Origin of the sequence: Paenibacillus macerans, from assembly GCF_050565405.1 — a bacterium.
Lineage (GTDB): Bacteria > Bacillota > Bacilli > Paenibacillales > Paenibacillaceae > Fontibacillus > Fontibacillus macerans_B.
In genome coordinates, this window is record NZ_JBNYYG010000035.1 from 1 (window position 1) to 15796 (window position 15796).

15 protein-coding genes and 5 tRNA genes are annotated in these 15796 nt (G+C 53.3%); 14 read left to right on the top strand and 6 right to left on the bottom strand.

Annotated features, from left to right (window positions below):
• Nucleotides 1-127: 127 nt before the first annotated feature.
• The gene (locus tag ACQ4N8_RS18590; protein WP_430705848.1) at nt 128-1549 is read right to left on the bottom strand and encodes an S-layer homology domain-containing protein; all 1422 of its coding nucleotides are present in this window, start codon (nt 1547-1549) and stop codon (nt 128-130) included.
• A 195-nt stretch (nt 1550-1744) separates the two neighbouring features.
• On the opposite strand from ACQ4N8_RS18590, the gene ACQ4N8_RS18595 reads away from it, so the two are divergent.
• The gene (locus tag ACQ4N8_RS18595; protein WP_430705849.1) at nt 1745-2731 is read left to right on the top strand and encodes a LysM peptidoglycan-binding domain-containing protein; all 987 of its coding nucleotides are present in this window, start codon (nt 1745-1747) and stop codon (nt 2729-2731) included.
• 911 nt (nt 2732-3642) lie between these two features.
• Here ACQ4N8_RS18595 and ACQ4N8_RS18600 read toward each other — a convergent pair.
• The gene (locus ACQ4N8_RS18600; RefSeq protein ID WP_430705850.1) at nt 3643-3993 is read right to left on the bottom strand and encodes a hydrolase/acyltransferase; all 351 of its coding nucleotides are present in this window, start codon (nt 3991-3993) and stop codon (nt 3643-3645) included.
• A 306-nt stretch (nt 3994-4299) separates the two neighbouring features.
• Between ACQ4N8_RS18600 and ACQ4N8_RS18605 the strand changes: the two genes are divergently transcribed.
• Together ACQ4N8_RS18605 and ACQ4N8_RS18610 are read left to right on the top strand one after the other, a co-directional pair.
• Entirely contained in the window at nt 4300-4761 is a 462-nt protein-coding gene (locus ACQ4N8_RS18605; RefSeq protein WP_430705851.1) for a SprT family protein, read from the top strand.
• Nucleotides 4762-4813: 52 nt separating this feature from the next.
• Nucleotides 4814-5041, top strand: a complete 228-nt coding sequence (locus tag ACQ4N8_RS18610; protein WP_430705852.1) for a hypothetical protein — start codon at nt 4814-4816, stop codon at nt 5039-5041.
• Here the strand turns inward: ACQ4N8_RS18610 and ACQ4N8_RS18615 are convergent.
• On the bottom strand, nt 5006-5755 hold the full coding sequence (locus ACQ4N8_RS18615; RefSeq protein WP_430705898.1) for an ArsR family transcriptional regulator: 750 nt from the start codon (nt 5753-5755) through the stop codon (nt 5006-5008). The two genes, ACQ4N8_RS18610 and ACQ4N8_RS18615, sit on opposite strands and share 36 nt — an antisense overlap.
• Complete coding sequence (locus ACQ4N8_RS18620) at nt 5659-6927, bottom strand: MFS transporter (protein WP_430705853.1); 1269 nt, start codon at nt 6925-6927, stop codon at nt 5659-5661. Before ACQ4N8_RS18620 ends, ACQ4N8_RS18615 begins: the two co-directional genes overlap by 97 nt.
• 242 nt (nt 6928-7169) lie before the next feature.
• On the opposite strand from ACQ4N8_RS18620, the gene ACQ4N8_RS18625 reads away from it, so the two are divergent.
• The 4 genes from ACQ4N8_RS18625 to ACQ4N8_RS18640 all read left to right on the top strand — a co-directional run bounded on the left by ACQ4N8_RS18625 (nt 7170) and on the right by ACQ4N8_RS18640 (nt 7797).
• Nucleotides 7170-7245: transfer RNA gene (locus tag ACQ4N8_RS18625), tRNA-Asn, on the top strand.
• A gap of 11 nt (nt 7246-7256) precedes the next feature.
• A tRNA-Ser gene (locus ACQ4N8_RS18630) sits at nt 7257-7345 on the top strand.
• Between the two features lie 156 nt (nt 7346-7501).
• Nucleotides 7502-7576, top strand: a tRNA-Glu gene (locus ACQ4N8_RS18635).
• 138 nt (nt 7577-7714) lie between these two features.
• Nucleotides 7715-7797: transfer RNA gene (locus ACQ4N8_RS18640), tRNA-Leu, on the top strand.
• Nucleotides 7798-7924: 127 nt separating this feature from the next.
• Here the strand turns inward: ACQ4N8_RS18640 and ACQ4N8_RS18645 are convergent.
• On the bottom strand, nt 7925-8776 hold the full coding sequence (locus tag ACQ4N8_RS18645) for a Cof-type HAD-IIB family hydrolase (RefSeq protein ID WP_430705854.1): 852 nt from the start codon (nt 8774-8776) through the stop codon (nt 7925-7927).
• 150 nt (nt 8777-8926) lie between these two features.
• Between ACQ4N8_RS18645 and ACQ4N8_RS18650 the strand changes: the two genes are divergently transcribed.
• Nucleotides 8927-9247, top strand: a complete 321-nt coding sequence (locus ACQ4N8_RS18650) for an AzlD domain-containing protein (RefSeq protein WP_430705855.1) — start codon at nt 8927-8929, stop codon at nt 9245-9247.
• Nucleotides 9248-9260: 13 nt separating this feature from the next.
• Complete coding sequence (locus ACQ4N8_RS18655; RefSeq protein ID WP_430705856.1) at nt 9261-9980, top strand: AzlC family ABC transporter permease; 720 nt, start codon at nt 9261-9263, stop codon at nt 9978-9980.
• Nucleotides 9981-9999: 19 nt separating this feature from the next.
• Here ACQ4N8_RS18655 and ACQ4N8_RS18660 read toward each other — a convergent pair whose 3' ends face one another.
• Nucleotides 10000-10629 carry a PAS domain-containing protein gene (locus tag ACQ4N8_RS18660; RefSeq protein WP_430705857.1) on the bottom strand — a complete coding sequence of 210 codons (630 nt, stop codon included), beginning with the start codon at nt 10627-10629 and terminating at the stop codon, nt 10000-10002.
• Nucleotides 10630-10867: 238 nt separating this feature from the next.
• On the opposite strand from ACQ4N8_RS18660, the gene ACQ4N8_RS18665 reads away from it, so the two are divergent.
• The 5 genes from ACQ4N8_RS18665 to ACQ4N8_RS18685 all read left to right on the top strand — a co-directional run bounded on the left by ACQ4N8_RS18665 (nt 10868) and on the right by ACQ4N8_RS18685 (nt 15796).
• Entirely contained in the window at nt 10868-11236 is a 369-nt protein-coding gene (locus ACQ4N8_RS18665) for a helix-turn-helix domain-containing protein (protein WP_430705858.1), read from the top strand.
• A gap of 73 nt (nt 11237-11309) precedes the next feature.
• Nucleotides 11310-11392: transfer RNA gene (locus ACQ4N8_RS18670), tRNA-Leu, on the top strand.
• Between the two features lie 616 nt (nt 11393-12008).
• Nucleotides 12009-13736, top strand: coding sequence for an alkaline phosphatase (locus tag ACQ4N8_RS18675; RefSeq protein WP_430705859.1), 1728 nt, complete (start codon nt 12009-12011; stop codon nt 13734-13736).
• Between the two features lie 108 nt (nt 13737-13844).
• Nucleotides 13845-14585, top strand: coding sequence for an ABC transporter ATP-binding protein (locus ACQ4N8_RS18680; protein WP_430705860.1), 741 nt, complete (start codon nt 13845-13847; stop codon nt 14583-14585).
• A complete protein-coding gene (locus ACQ4N8_RS18685; RefSeq protein WP_430705861.1) occupies nt 14582-15796 on the top strand; it encodes an ABC transporter permease in 1215 nt (404 codons plus the stop codon). The genes ACQ4N8_RS18680 and ACQ4N8_RS18685 overlap by 4 nt, the downstream gene beginning before the upstream one ends.

Here is a 15796-nt window from a genome sequence, read left to right on the forward strand (position 1 = left end):
TTTAGCCTTGATTGGAGATTTAGCTAAAATTCCGGCTTTTGATCACGAAGCATTGCTACGAAGCCGAGTCGGCGTCGAATCTTGCGTTCAGGCCGGGTAAACCGGATGTGAACGGAGACCGCTGGAGTCATGGTAATAAGAATGTCTCGTATACGATATGGATCAAATCCTCCCGTGATATTTCATTCTGGTAATTTTCTCTTTGTTCGATCAAGCCTGCATCAATCATCGCCCGGACCCATCCTTGCGCCCAGACGGAAGCGCCTTGTACTTCGGCACCCTTCGCTTCGGAAAGACCGATCACCTTCGCCATGACAATCAATGTTTCTTCGACGGTAATATTCGCATTGGGGATGAACTTTTGACCGCCCTTGCCGTTCATAACCCCCATTTGATATGCCGATTCAATCCATCCGTAGTACCATGCTTCAGGCGGTACATCCCGAAAATGGGCCGACTCCGGTTTGTACAAATTCGCGTCGGCATAACCGTCTAATCTTGCCGCAATGGCGGCAATTTCCGCTCGGGTTGCCTTCCGGCCGAAGCGGGCGCTGCCGTCGGAATAGCCGTTGAGAATCCCCGCTTCTTTCAATAGGCTGAACTTGTTTTCCAGCAATTTGAGCTGTTCTTCTTCTCTCTGCAGCATTGCGCTGAATGAATCATACGAATGTATGGCAACCCCCGCAAAGCCGGGATGATCTGCATAGTGCCGGCTGATCTCTTCCAATTGCTTAGTCAAATAGCTTGTTTTTCTATTGTTGTACGTAATCGTCTCCGGAATGCTGCCGCCATTGGAAGGCATCGTCTCGGCTCCGATATAGGCCTTCTTTCCTGTACTTGAAGCATATTCGACATCGGCCTTCGACAGTTCGATTTGAGCGGCGGCATTATCGCGGTAGGCCATAATCGATACGGAGTCGAAAAGATCGAGAATATGGTGGCTTAACGGCTTGCGCGCTTCATTGTATTCGATCATGATCGATTGTTGTCCGCTTGCGTACCAGAATGGAACCGCCGCATTCAATTCGAAACCTTCTTTCGATTCTGCAGGAATCATTTTCACAGAGGCTTCAAGAAGGTCCAACAATTGGGTGCTGACCGCAGCGGCATAGTCCTTGAATGCGGGTAGCGAATAGGGCTCAATATCAAATTGAAGTCCGTTAAACGCGTCCGATCGATGGCTTGCGTTAAAATCCAACACTTGTTTCAACTGCTCCAAAGCATATTGATGATTTTCTTTCTGTGCCCACGAAGCGTTCCCGGCAAGCGCAAAAACCCGGATTCCGTTCTTATGCGCTTTCTGAATGAATTCGGCATACTCCTCAGGATGGTCCTTTAACGTCGTCTTCGTCCCGACGAATAGCAAGCTGATGTTGTTATTCAAGGAAAATTGAAGGAGCTCCTGTCTTTGTTCGTCTGTTGACAAGGATTGATAATAGTCCCAAACCCACATCGCTTTTTCATGACCATTCTGTGCATGGATCGGTGTGGTATAAAGACATGCCAGAAGTGAAGCAATCCATGCGAATTTCGCAAACTTTTTAAGCATTTCCTTTATCTCCTTATACATCCGGGTTTACAAACTTAGACGCAATTAACGGCAAAAGGTTTATAGGACAATAGTTATTTTTTTAACATAGGCGTCCATTCGCTGATAGGAAAATAATAATTGTGATATAGGTATTGAATAAGGGGAAATGGCCGGCATAACGATAAATAAGGCTTACTACGAGGGGGAAGGGCTATGCAACTGTTTTATACCGTTCGTGCCGGCGATTCGATATTTATGATTGCAAGACGGTGGGAACTGCCGATTCAATCTTTGATCGCCGCGAATAATTTGACTCCGCCGTACACGATCTATATCGGGCAGCAGTTGTCTGTTCCGCCCGGCGTGGACAGGGTGAGAGTTCAGCCGGGAGATTCCGTTTACCGGATTTCACAAACGTTCGGAGTCCCCGCGTCGGTGATAATAGAGACGAACCGGATTCAGCCGCCCTACTTCATTTATCCCGGCCAATTGCACAGTTCCTCCGGGACTGCCCTATTATATCGTTCAATCGGGGATACGCTGTTTGAGATTGCGCTTCGGTTTAACGTGGTAACCGGGGGGCATGCGGCCCCCGACTTGATTCGGAGGGTGAACAGGCTTCCATCCGCCTTGATTACTCCCGGTATGAGGCTCATCATCCCATATGCTCCGCCGGGCGACCGGGGACGGATTGCCTATACGTCAGACCAAGCGGGGGAGTTCGATATCTGGTTGTATAATCCCCGGGACGGCGAGGTTATGCGCCTTACCTTCGGATTGGGCGATTCGCTGTCTTTTCCTGTGTGGTCTCCGGACAGCAGAAAGATCGCCTTCATCGGAAGAAACCGAATTATCTTTGTCATTGATGTCAATACCGGGGGAGTCGCGCGGATAGATCAAGCGGGAGAAGTGCCGCTGTCCGGGCTTGACTGGTCTCCGGACAGCCGGACACTGGCATATGTAAAACAAGATGCAATCGTCTTATACGACACTGTTGCCCACTTTGCGCGCACGATTGAGCAGCCTGGCGTCTCGGAAACGCAATGGTTCCCAAGCGGCGCTGAATTGCTCTTCGAAGCGCCCGATGAACCGGGAACGAGCCAGCTGTTCCGCATACGCCCCGACGGGACCGGCAAGAGGCAAATCACCCGGAACACGGGCGGGCCGTTACATAACCATACGCATTTCACCCGACGGTAAATTTGCGCTGTACACGACGCCGGGAGTAAGCATTTCGATCATTCGCACCGTAGAAATCGATACCGGCAACGATGTTGAAGTTCCCGGCGGACCGCTTGCCAAAAATTACTTTCCCGCATGGTCGCCCGACTCGGCCAGAATCGCATACAGCGCAACGGCATTTGAAGACAGAGGGTTCTTCTCGCTTATACGAATTGCCGGACGCCGCGGAGAAAATGACAGCACCCGGGCGATCTCCGATTGCTACGCCACTCCCGTCGACTGGTCTCCGGACGGCAAGAAGATCGTGTATCTTTCCGGCTGTAACGGCGGCGGGTTTGCGAGTGAAATATGCCTTTTTGATCCGGCTCATCCTGTACCGATCCGTCTCCTTGCGGGCGACGGATTACCGCAGTTCAATGGTCTCCGCAACCAGCCGGCAGACTTCCGAAGAAAACGTATATCCATCCGGAATACAAAATTAGATTCGAATACCCGGCGCATTGGCAAAGGATAACGGATGAGAGGTATGAAGGACCGGACGGATTTTTTCAAATATCGGCCATTTCCGCCGGTACGGATATCGAGGAGGTTTGCCGGAACGAAGCGTTTCATCCATTAAGGCCTTACGGATCGCAGCCGCTAGTGATCCCGGCGACGATCCGGAACCAGGAGGCATGTTATATTTTCCCGTCACCGGACCAACCTCCCGAAATGCGGGGCCAAGCGGCACTTATCGTCCGGTATCCCCGTCCGGTACTTATCGGAGGGCAGACGTATCATTATTTTATCTTATGGGCCGATCAATCGCATATTAACGAAATTTCGGCCTCATTCGTATTTTTGGATTGATTTCATATTCGTCAGAAATTAAGCTGCCGGATTACATCGGGCAGCTTTTCGCTTTCAATCCATCGGTTAGGGAAGGTAACTTAAGCGCCTTCCTCCTCGTACCATTGTTCCAGTTGGGCCTGGAGGGCGCGGATTTCGGTCAGCAGCGAAATGAGGGGGTAGTTTTCCTCCCGGATAGCGGAGAAGGCCGCTTCCAATTCATTGATATACTCGAGGCCGCCCGTGATTTGCAGCGATTCCTGCAGGAGGTCCAAACGGTCGCATTCGGCGATCGCGCGCGGCAGCGCAGGAACCTCATGGGCCGTCAATTTATCGATTTCCTTGTTCAACCGCAAGTTCAAAGCGCTAAGCTGATAAGCATAGTCGCTTGGCATTTCAACGAATTTCAGTTCCTGGCCTTGCTGCAAAATGACGTATCTCATCATGGACATGCTCACGATTCTCCTTTTCTATCCATCCTACTTGACAGTGTAGCGTAAGGGGAAGTTAAAATTCAAGTAATAGAGGTTGTTCAAAAAGTCGTCTTTTGATCACGAGGCAGGTCATGAAGCGGATTCGACATCGAATCTTGAATTCAGCCGGGACTTCCGGTGCTCACGTACCCAAAACGTACGCTCCGCTCCTCAGTCCCTGGCTTCATCCAACCTTCTCGGTGCTGAAAACTCGACTTTTTGAACACGTACTAATAGGATGAAATACGAGCAACGCTCACCAACAACAGGAAGGGGAGAGGAACGATGACGAATGAGCAGCTGCAAACCTGGGTCGAGCAAATCTCGCTCCGCTCCTTCGGCGTGCCTTTCCGGCACCAAGCCCGCTTTAACAGCCGACTGCGGACCACCGGGGGGCGCTATTTTATGAAAACTCATCATATCGAAATCAACCCCGGGCAGCTGGAGGCTTACGGACAAGAGGAAGTCGAGCGCATTATCAAACACGAGCTGTGCCACTACCACCTTCATTTGGCGGGGAGGGGTTACCAGCATCGCGATGCCGATTTCAAAACATTGCTGCAAAAAGTCGGCGGAAGCCGCTATTGCCATTCGCTGCCCGGCAACAAACAGCGGAAAACCTTGCCGCACCGCTATAAGCTGATCTGCGCGGACTGCGGAATGGAATACCTGCGGAAACGCCGCGTTGATCCGAACCGTTACCGCTGCGGGAAATGCGCCGGCCGGCTGCGCCTTCATACGCTTTAAACGGCCGGGATGTGCTATACTTGAATCAATATGAACCAAGGAGTGATTGAAGATGGCCCAATCCAAAGCCAAAAAGATGCGCCAAAAGCTCATCCGGGAAGGCAAACGCAATCCCGAGCTCAGCCGCAGCGCCTTTGCCTTTGCCGATCTGAGAACCCGCAAGACCAAAACGAAGCAGGATCAAGCGAATACGCAAAAATATAAGAACCACGCTTCCGCTTATGGAGACGATGGTTCTTTTTATTTACTCTTCCGATTCGCTGCTTTTGGCCACCGCTAAAAAGATATCGTACCGCACGCTTGCTTCGGAAGCCTTGTTTTGATGCTTTTCCAGAAATTCGCTCATCCAAGCGTTAAATGCTTCCGCTTCCTCCGCGGTTAAATATGCGTGCTGACTGGTTAATTGGCCGGCAGCCGATTCCGCACGGGACGTCTTCAGAAACTTTTTTTTACTTTCATCGTATATATGGCTCAGCAGCTTTTCAGTTTCAGATAAAGCCGCCGGTTTGATCGTATCGTCGAAACGGCTTTTTGTAATATGGATATGGCCTTGAAAAGGCTCATAATATTTCGCTGTAATACCGTTGATCACTTTGGTGTTCACGAGCTGCAGCAGGCCGATGCTCGCCAGCTTTTTGGCGTGGTAGTAAACTTTGGCCGGAACCTCTCCCATGGCATCCGCCACTTCCTTCATCGTCGCCGGACGGTTCAATCGCTGAAATACGTCCATGATTTGAATGCGATAGGGGTCGGAATAAATCCGGATCTCCTCCAGCGTTTTCAGTTCTTTAACGTTTTGCATCTGCAAGCACCCCACCCGAACATGGTTTAAAGCCGCCTTAGTTTCGTTCCATTTAGTATAGCTCGGGTCAGCTAAATGCGCAAAGCATGACAGGCCTAGATTTCCATGAAGTTCCTCTGCCGCAGCAAAAAAATGACGGGGATGAGCAAGAGAATACCGAAGGTCACATAAAGCAGGTGGACCGGCATCCATTCGCCCATAATCCCGGCCAAGGCGCTGCCCGCCGGTATGGCGCAGGTGCAGACCATTCCATAGAGCGCGCCCACGCGGCCAAGCAGTTCCTTCGGCACCGATTCCATAAAGAAGGTCGTGGAAGGCGTATTGCATAACGAGACGGCCAGGCCGATCCCAAAGCTGAACAAAGCGGCCAAGTAGAGAGGATGAATCGGCACGATCGCCGGCAGATACAGCAGCGCGTAGTTGACGCCGAGCAGCAGGTAACCGGCCAGGATGAGCCGGCTTTTTTTATAGGAGCCGCCTTTTTTGCCGATCCATACCCCGCTGGCGATCATGCCGCAGATCAGGGAAATCCCCATCAAACTCAGGCCGCTAGGGCCGGAATGCAAAATTTCATTAACATAGACGGCATTCAACACATTAAGCGGCGATAGACAAAAATTCACGTAGGCTGCGGCGGTAATGATGGTCAGAATCAGTTTGTTGGATTTGAGGTACTGCAGCCCTTCCTTGATTTCCTGAAAAAATGTGGATTCGTTTTTCGTGGCGTGAGTCTGGGATGCAGAAGCCGGGTTGGACACCCTGATCATTGCCAGGAGGGCGGCGGCAACCGCAAAAGTAAGCCCATCGATCAAAATCGCATTGGAGATCCCCCAATAGGCTATAATGCCGCCGACGGCCGCCATACCGGCCAACTCGGCAACCCGGGTGGCGGAGGCGCTAAAGGAATTGGCGCTCAGCAGCTTATCTTTGGGCAGAAGCTGGGGAACCAGGGCTATCTCGGCAGGAGCAGAAAAACATTCGAGCGTCGAAGTCAGCACCGTGAGAACATACAGATGCCATGGTGCGAGCTGTCCTTTCCAATAGAGAAAAGCCGTGAAGCAGACGAGGAGTCCCCGGCCTAGATAAGTGAGCGCCAAGACGTTTTTTTTTGGCCAACGGTCCACCAGCGTCCCCGCGAAAAAGCTGAACAGAATATTGGGAACAAAATTGAGCGCGAACAGCGTGCCCATCAAAACCTTGGATCCGGTCAGCATGTATACCATCCAGCTATAGGCAATCGAATCGATCGAATCCCCAAAACGGGAAATGACGCGGGCCAACAGGAGATACGTAAACGATTTATACACCGTCAGTTCCTTGATCCCGGCAAATCCTTTACGTTTGACCAACGCTTTTTCACTCATGGCACCCATCCTTTAAAAATATTCATACGTTAAAATATTTTTAACGTTAGTTTTATTTTATTGGTTTTCCCGTCTTTTGCAATCCTTTTTTTGAGAGGCTTGTCCGGCCGGTTTCAGGAGCAATCATAGCTGGGAATCAGGGCATTGGGGGAAGAAGGAAGGCCGCGGAAAGCGCTTCGAATCTTGACTTTGGCGCGGAAGCGTGATAAATTTATTGGTGTTCTCGTTATTTTTCGCAACGTTCCCCGATAGCTCAGTCGGTAGAGCACTCGACTGTTAATCGAGTTGTCACAGGTTCGAGTCCTGTTCGGGGAGCCATTTCATTTCTTGGAGAGATACCCAAGTGGCTATAAGGGGACCCTCTGCTAAGGGGTTAGACTGCGTAAGCGGTGCGAGGGTTCGAATCCCTCTCTCTCCGTTCTGATTTAAAGGGCATCTCTGGCGAGATGCTTTTTTTCGTGCCGGATTCCAGAAGCGAAAATTACAGAATTTACAAGAAAAAAACAGGGTTGCAAGGCGCATAGGTTTTTGCTATACTCAATTTTGTCGCCGCTTCAGGGCGGAATTGCATTGCGGCCCGTTGGTCAAGGGGTTAAGACACCTCCCTTTCACGGAGGTAACAGGGGTTCGAATCCCCTACGGGTCACCACTTTTATTATTTGCTTCAAGTAGGGGGAGAATCCCTGATAGGGGTTCGTCGAAGCATAGGCTTCGGTAGGATTACTTCGCAGTCTCGAGCGAAGCGAGAGTACCCCCATCGGGTCACCATTTTTATTAATTTGAATATGCGGTCGTGGTGGAATGGCAGACACGCTATCTTGAGGGGGTAGTGGGCGTACGCCCGTGGAGGTTCGAGTCCTCTCGACCGCATCAAACGGAAAGAACCTTGCGAATAGCAAGGTTCTTTCTGCATAGCTAACCATAAACAAGCCGTTCAAGCGGAAGGCGGAAGGAAGGAACCGGCAAGACGGCCGGGGCAAGCGGTCATTGCCGGATCTTACAGCTTCAGCAATTGGCGAAGGGCATAAGCAACCCCGTGTTCGTTGTTGCTCTTGGTAACCATGGAGCTCAGCCGCTTGATCTCGTCCACGGCGTTCCCCATCGCCACCTTGGTCCCGGCGACCTCGAACATCGAGATGTCGTTAAAGCTGTCGCCGATGACGACCGTATCGGATAGGTCTACCCCCAGATGGCCGGCAAGGAACCGAAGGGCTTTTCCTTTATCCGTTTCCGTGGAGATCACTTCGATGATGTGATTGGACGAGGACGTCGTGTGTACCTGGGCCTGAGCATTAAAATGCCGGGTGATTTCGTCCAGCTTATCGTCATCGAAGGTGTAAACGAGGAGTTTATAAACCGGTAATCCGCGTTCCAGCAGCTGCAGCGGCTGATCGATTCCCCGGAATCCGAATTGGATGAATTGGATTTGCGCGCTTTTCCACAACTGATCGCGGTCGACCTCCGGATTGGCGCTGACCAGGACGTCCATTTCGGCCTGCAGCTTCTGTTCGCCGTCGGATGGCGAATATATCGCCTCGGGGCAAAAGATTTCGAAATAAACTTGTTGCTTCATTAAATAGCGCACGGCATCGGCCGCTACGTCGGGGGCGATCGGGGTTTCCCGGAGCAATCGTCCATGACGGTCGTAAATCTCCGCTCCGTTGGATGCGATGATCGGAATCGACAAATCGCCCGTTAAGCTATTGGCATCAAAGCTGGCCCGTCCAGTGCAGAGCGTCACGGCATGGTGCTTGGCGACGGCCTCGCGGATGGCCTCCAGTCCCTCGGGGCTGGGAAGGCTGTCCGAGGTCAGCAGCGTACCGTCCAAATCAACGGCAATGAGTTTCATAAGGGTGGTTTCCTCCTAACCAACGTTGCTTGGTTTTGTCTGTATTTGCTATGTTCTTTGGCATGCCCACAGTATATATTATGAAATGCATTTCAGGTCAACAGGCCGATTTGCACGAAAATCAAAAGATAGAATGGAAGGTAACCCATCGTGGCAACCCAGCTTTGGATTATTATTCTGATTGGCGCAGGAACTTATTTATTGCGGGCCGGATCTCTGGTTCTGGGGAGCCGGGTCAAATGGTCCGAACCTACGAAGGAGTGGCTCTCCTATGTATCTCCAGCCGTGCTTGGGGCGTTAATCGGTCCCTTGCTCCTGCTGCGGGACGGGGAGTGGATGCCGCTGGCGGACAATGCCATGCTGTTTGCGGCTGTTCCGACCATGCTGATCGCTTGGTGGTCCCGTCGCCTGCTGCTTCCCGTCGCCGCCGGGGTATTATTTTACGCTGGCATAGTCTATTTCATGGGATAGGAGGAGACCGGGGATGAATCGAAGGGACGAAATGGGAATGGCGCTGCGTGATGCGGTTCCAATTATGGTTGCGTATTTCCCCCTGTCCATGACCTACGGGGTGCTTGCCGCGGCGGGCGGATTAGGCGGAGGGTTGACGATCTTTAGCTCTGCGTGGATTTTCTCGGGAGGGGCGCAATTTATGCTGCTCGGCATGTTCGATTCGGCCGCTGCGCCGGTAACGGTCGTGACCACCTTATTATTGCTCAGTATGCGCCATGTCTTATACGGGGCAACGTTGGGACCCTACCTGAGGGATTGGAAGGAGTCCGGGAAATGGGTGGCGGCGATGGGACTCACGGACGAAGGATTCGCCGTGACGTCAAGCAGGGCGGCTCAAGGAAAGCGGCTTCTGCCTTCCTATTACATTACTTTTGCTCTGGCCATCTATGGCTCTTGGGTGGCGGGAACCGCCGTCGGTATAGGATTGGGCGGGTTCGTGACCGATGAGTTGGCCGGGGTGCTCTCCTTTGCGTTACCGGCGTTGTTCATCGCGCTGCTGGCCGGCGGGGAACGGACACGGTCGGCCATGGTTGCCGCCGGCTGCGGAGCAGTGATCGCCACGCTTGCCGGAATGATGAATTTGGGCGGGGTCGGCCTGATCGCTGGCGGGGTAGCCGGAGCTACCCTCGGGCAGCAATTAAGTCGTTGGCATCAAAAGCGTGCCGCCCGAGCCAACGACGAAGCGGCATAGAACTTTTGCGGGATTTGAGTTATTCCTGCTCCTTCGGAGGATCCAGGATCGACGAATATTTCGGATACAGAATCCGGATGCATTCGGGACAAATGTCATGCGTAAATTCGGCGTGAGTATGTTTGATCAAGTAGGCTTCGATCGTGCTCCACATGTCGTTCTCATCCTTTATTTTTTTGCAGACGGCACAGATCGGCAACATCCCCCGCAACGTGCGGATATGCGACAAAGCATGCTGCATTTGCAGCTCCTGCTCCTTCAAACGGGTAATATCGGTGCAGGTGATGACGACGCCCTGGGGAGGTCTTCCTTCCTCTTCGGCAATCGGAGTGATTTCGGCTAGAAACCACTTAACGCCTTGCGGCGTTGCCGTGCTAAATTCCAAGGTAAAGAAACGGCTGGATCCGTCAAGGATGGACGGAATTTGTTCCAGAAGCTGCTTAGCGATAAAATGATGATGAAGATCCCGGCTCTTGAAATCATGCAGTAGATTATGTCCGGGACGGTCCCATAAGGGAGCAAGACCAAAATGATGCGCCCGATTGGCCCAGGTCCGATTGACGAATAGGATCGTTCCGTCAGGGGCGAGGATGGCAACGCTCTGGTTCAGCGAATGAAGGGCTTCTTTCCAAAGAGGGATCTCTTTCACGGCGGGTGCGCTCCTGTTATTGAATTAAGGGCAGTCTTTCGGACCTATTAAGTACTTGACGGCACTGTGTTAAGATATAGGCGAACGTAAACTTCGGGTACGGCCCCTTCTTTAAACGAAATACGCATGATGAAGGAAAGATTATATTTCACTCTATTATATACGTAGTTACGTGGCTTAACAACAACTAAATCACTTAAATGCGTCATGATAGTGTTAAAGGAAGGTTGGAGGGAAGTTGGCAATCTACGAACGTATTGAACTACTGATCAAAAACGCAGGCTTGACCAAAAAAGCGTTTTGTCTGGAGCTCGGCATCAGTACGGGAAACCTTGGGGACTGGAAACGCGGCAAATCTACCCCCAGCACGAATAAATTGATTGAAATCGCAGCTTTTTTCGATGTCAGCCTGGACTGGTTGATGACCGGCCGGGAGAAGCAAGCCACTCACATACAGGATGGAGGAGCCGAATATAATACCGGCGGAAACGAGTCCGACTGGAATTCCTTCGCCGAGTCGTTGACCGAATCGGAGCGGGCCTTCGTCCGGGAATACATCGAGTTCACCCGATACCGGATGCAGCGAAGAAACCGGCGTGGGAAATAATACCACTTTACTTTTCAAGGCCGTGGAGATATAATAAAAAATGTTCGTTTTAATTAACGTTCGCTTAACAATCGCGGTCGTGGTGGAATGGCAGACACGCTATCTTGAGGGGGTAGTGGGCGTACGCCCGTGGAGGTTCGAGTCCTCTCGACCGCATTATAATGTTTGAATCAGGGAGCTGTCCCATAAGTCCCTGAACACAAAAAAAGCCGGATGGAAAAGGTGATATTTTCCATCCGGCTTTTTTTGTGTTTGTAGGAAGTGGCCGCGGCGCGGCACAAATGCTTTTTGTACGAATTTTCGTATATAACTGCTCCTTGATGCCATCGACTGGAAGAGTTTGAACGATATTTCATACAAATTCCCCTCGTCCCCTCGCTTCACGGGCGCTTTTATACGATATTTCGTTCAAAATCCTGGATTCAGGCGGTGCGGGAGTGATGTTGTACGACTTTTCGTACAAAACTCCGGCATGGAACCGTCCACCGAGCGGGTTGGCCGATATTTCGTACAAAAGTCCGGAAACACTGGGCATTTGATTTGACGACCTTTCGGGACAGATCCTTGTTTTATTTTATGGCTTAAGCCAGTTGAGTGCTTGAATTGCGCGAAATTTTTCTATACTCCTCTATCGCGTTTTCTCGACCTAACCGGAACCCGACGGTACATGGAATGAAGAAAATTTTACCAAACAAGAACAAAAATATGACATCGCTCTAATACTCTCCAATTAAACTTCTCTTTAGTTTCGAAATTCTGGGGAGGGGAAGCAATGAACAAGTTTTGGAAAGGGCTGGCGATCAGCGGTTTGGCGTTAACGGTCGTTTCGGCCGGCAGTCTGGCTGCAGCGGAAGGGGACAACCCGGGGGCAAATGCGGCCGTTAAGGGAAAATCCCGGAATCTGATCGTCTTGATCGGCGACGGGATGGGCCCGGCGCAAGTGTCGGCTGCACGCTACTATCAGCAATATGAACATGGGGTTAAGGCTTTGAATATTGATCCTTATTATGTAGGTCAAGCCACGACGTATGCCGATCGCGGGGAAGACGGGGGCACGATCGTGTCCGGGATCGTCACGGACTCCGCTTCGGCGGGTACCGCTTTTGCGACCGGGCACAAAACCTATAATGCCGGCATCAGCGTATCCAACGAGGATGTATCGAAGCCGTTCGCCTCGATTATCGAAGCGTCCGAACGGAGCGGCAAAGCGACGGGCCTCGTGACGACGGCGCGAATCACGCATGCGACGCCGGCGGTATATGCCTCCCACGTCCGCAGCCGCGACAACGAGAATGCCATCGCCTCCCAATACTTAGAGAGCGGCGTGGACGTGCTGCTGGGCGGCGGAGAATCCTTCTTCGTCACCAAAGAGCAGGATGGAAAACGCAGCGATAAAAACCTGCTGCCCGAGTTTCAAGGCAAAGGCTACAAAGTCGTCAAAACGGTGCAGGAGCTGAATGCGGTACCGGCGGCCCAGGACTCCAAGGTTCTCGGCCTGTTCGGGGGCTCGCATGTCGCTTACGTGCCTGACCGCGCCGACGCTACGCCAAGCCTGGCGGAAATGACGTCGAAAGCGCTGGATATTTTGTCCGCCGACAAGGACGGGTTCGCGATCATGATCGAGGGCGGCCGGATCGACCATGCCGGTCACGCCAACGATTTGCCGACCATGGTGCAAGAGGTGCTTGATTTTGACGCCGCATTCAAAGTGGCGCTTGATTTTGCCAAGAAGGACGGCAACACCTCCGTCGTCGTGACGGCCGATCACGAGACCGGCGGCCTGTCGCTGTCCCGCGACAACATTTATGAAGTCAATATCGACCTGTGGGACCGCCAGAAGCATTCCTCCGAGTACCTCATCTCGTCGCTGAATGAAGCCAAGACGATAGCGGACGTGAAGAAAATCGTCGCAGCCAACACTTGGATCACCGATCTAACCGACGAGGAGGCCCAGCAAATTCTCGATGGCGACGGCTCCTCCTATAAACGGGAAGGCGGATACAATGCCGTCGTTTCCAAACGCTTGCTGATCGGCTGGTCCGGTCATGGGCATTCCGCCGTCGATGTCGGCGTATGGGCTTACGGGCCGATCGCCGATAAAGTGAAGGGCCAAATCGACAATACGGAAATTGCCTTTGCCGGTGCGGAAGTGCTGGGGGTCGATTTGCAGAAGGCTTCCGCGGAACTTCAGTCCAAATACCTCTATCCGAAGTTTAAAATCAACCGGGAAAAAGAAGTGCTCTATCCGGCGAAAGCCTTGACGCAGGCGCTGGGCGGCACCTATCAGGAATCCGGCGGCACGGCGACGTTGAACGGCAGCGGCGGCAAAGCCATCACGGTGGATTTGAAAGCGGGAACGGCGAAAGCGGCCGGATCGTCGGCGGCCTTGACGGTAGACGTGGACAACGGCACGTTATACCTGCCGCTGGCCGCATTTAATCAACTGACCGGAAAAACGCTGAAGTGGGACTCATTGTCCGAAAGACTCATTTTGAACTAAGGAAATTTTCGCGCTCTGTTCGCGCGGACTTAAGCAAAAGCGCGGGAACAAACAGGAGGAACGACTCGGTTCTCCTGTTTTTCCCGTATATTCGGGGAGTGGATCACATTGTTGAAACTACGCGGATTGAAAAAACATTTCCGGGTGTCCGGAGAGCGCCTGCCGATTCTGGACATCCCGGAATGGGACGTCGGCCAGGGGGAGAAGCTGGCGATCACCGGTCCAAGCGGCTCGGGGAAAAGCACGCTGCTTCACGTCATCAGCGGGATTATGCGGCCCGACGAAGGGGAAGTGGCGGTCGGCGGGCAGCAGCTCCACGCGATGACGGAACCGGCCAGGGACCGGTTCCGCGCCGGCCATATCGGTTACATCCTGCAGGATTTCCACTTGATCCCGTCGCTGACGGCAAGGCAAAACGTAGAAATGGTACTGCCGGGGGCATTGGGGACAAGAGAACGGCGCGAGCTCGTGAACCATTGGTTCGCCGAGGTGGGCCTCGGCGACCGGAGCCGGCATTTGCCGGCCCAGCTGTCCCGCGGACAGCAGCAGCGGGTCGCAATCATCCGTGCGCTGATCAACAACCCCGCGCTCGTCCTGGCCGACGAGCCGACGGGCAGCCTGGACTGGGAAACGGCGGACGAAGTCGCCGGCCTGCTGCTTCGCCTATGCGAAAGCGAGCGGCATACGCTGATCGTCGTGACGCATGATTTGAAGATGGCGGACCGTTTTCCGCAGCGCATCCATATCGCGGAGATCAACCGGATCGGCGGGCAACGCCAAACGGCGCTCGCCGGAGACGCCGAGCGCATCGGTAAAGCCGGGGGGCAACGAGAGGAGCGGATCGGATGAGCTTGCTGCATTATCTGGTACGGAATATATGGCATCGCAAATTCCTGTCGCTGCTGACGATGTTGTCGGTGGCGGCAACCGTGGCGTTTATCGTGCTGCTGTCGTTATCCCGGGACAGCGTCGAACAAGGCGCCGAGAAAGGCTACGGCCCGTTTGACCTGGTCGTCGGCGCGGCGGGCAGCGAAACCCAACTGGTGCTCAGCACGTTTTACCATGTCGGGGCACCGGTCGGGAACATTCCGCTGGCAACGCTGGATACGGTCCGGCAGGATTCGGGCGTCGACACCGCGTACGCGATGACGGCGGGAGACAACTATAACGGGTATCCGATCGTGGGGATCGACCCGGCTTATTTTCTGACCCGATACGGGGACCGCATGCTAGCCACCGGAAAATTGTATGCCGAAACCGGAGAAGTCGCCGTCGGCGACTACGTAGCGAGAACGTTGGGCCTCCAGGTGGGCGACACCTTTTCGGGGGCCCACGGCTTGATCGAAGGAGCGCATCACGAGACCGAAGGCGCGGAAGCGGAGCATGGGGAACACGATGAGCATGAGAGTTTTATGTACACGGTCCGAGGGATCCTTCCCCGGTTGAACACCCCTGACGACCGCGCGGTATTCACGACGGTGGATTACGCATGGGCCGTCCATGGAGAAGCGGAAGCGGAGCGGGAAATAACGTCGATCCTGGTGAAGCCGCGAACACTGCTGGGGGCCCAGCAATTGAAAAATAACCTGGAAGAAGCGGGCGGCGTCCAAGTGACCTATACGAGCAAGGCGGTAGCCGACGTCGTCAATCTGGTGGACCGGGGAGCGGAGATAGTCGGCATCGTCACGCTGCTCTGCGTCGTTTTGGCGGCCATATCGATTTTGCTGTCCCTGATTGCCGCGGCAGGCGAGCGGACGAAGGACGTAGGGCTGCTCCGACTGCTGGGCAAATCCAAAGGGTACGTCTGGATGACGATGATCGGGGAAGGGCTCCTCATCACGGCAGCCGGGCTGGTGCTCGGTCTCCTGGCCGGACATGTCGGCAGCTACCTGCTAAAGGATGCGCTGTTTGCCTTCGGCGGCATTCAGATCGAGCCCTTCCGCTGGTCGCAGGAGCATACGCTGATCGCCGCGGGGACCTTGCTCATTGGTCTTGCGGCATCGCTCGGACCCGCGCTCCGGCTGTACCGGATGGATCCGCTGACGTTGTTTAAATCCTGA

Excerpts from the sequence above, each read along its gene's own strand:
- ACQ4N8_RS18615 (WP_430705898.1), bottom strand. The coding sequence starts at position 5,755 with ATGGATGCCGGTCCACCTGCTTTATGTGACCTTCGGTATTCTCTTGCT.
- ACQ4N8_RS18620 (WP_430705853.1), bottom strand. The coding sequence starts at position 6,927 with ATGAGTGAAAAAGCGTTGGTCAAACGTAAAGGATTTGCCGGGATCAAG.
- ACQ4N8_RS18655 (WP_430705856.1), top strand. The coding sequence starts at position 9,261 with ATGAATCGAAGGGACGAAATGGGAATGGCGCTGCGTGATGCGGTTCCA.
- ACQ4N8_RS18610 (WP_430705852.1), top strand. The coding sequence starts at position 4,814 with ATGGCCCAATCCAAAGCCAAAAAGATGCGCCAAAAGCTCATCCGGGAA.
- ACQ4N8_RS18605 (WP_430705851.1), top strand. The coding sequence starts at position 4,300 with ATGACGAATGAGCAGCTGCAAACCTGGGTCGAGCAAATCTCGCTCCGC.
- ACQ4N8_RS18590 (WP_430705848.1), bottom strand. The coding sequence starts at position 1,549 with ATGCTTAAAAAGTTTGCGAAATTCGCATGGATTGCTTCACTTCTGGCA.
- ACQ4N8_RS18595 (WP_430705849.1), top strand. The coding sequence starts at position 1,745 with ATGCAACTGTTTTATACCGTTCGTGCCGGCGATTCGATATTTATGATT.
- ACQ4N8_RS18685 (WP_430705861.1), top strand. The coding sequence starts at position 14,582 with ATGAGCTTGCTGCATTATCTGGTACGGAATATATGGCATCGCAAATTC.
- ACQ4N8_RS18645 (WP_430705854.1), bottom strand. The coding sequence starts at position 8,776 with ATGAAACTCATTGCCGTTGATTTGGACGGTACGCTGCTGACCTCGGAC.
- ACQ4N8_RS18600 (WP_430705850.1), bottom strand. The coding sequence starts at position 3,993 with ATGTCCATGATGAGATACGTCATTTTGCAGCAAGGCCAGGAACTGAAA.
- ACQ4N8_RS18675 (WP_430705859.1), top strand. The coding sequence starts at position 12,009 with ATGAACAAGTTTTGGAAAGGGCTGGCGATCAGCGGTTTGGCGTTAACG.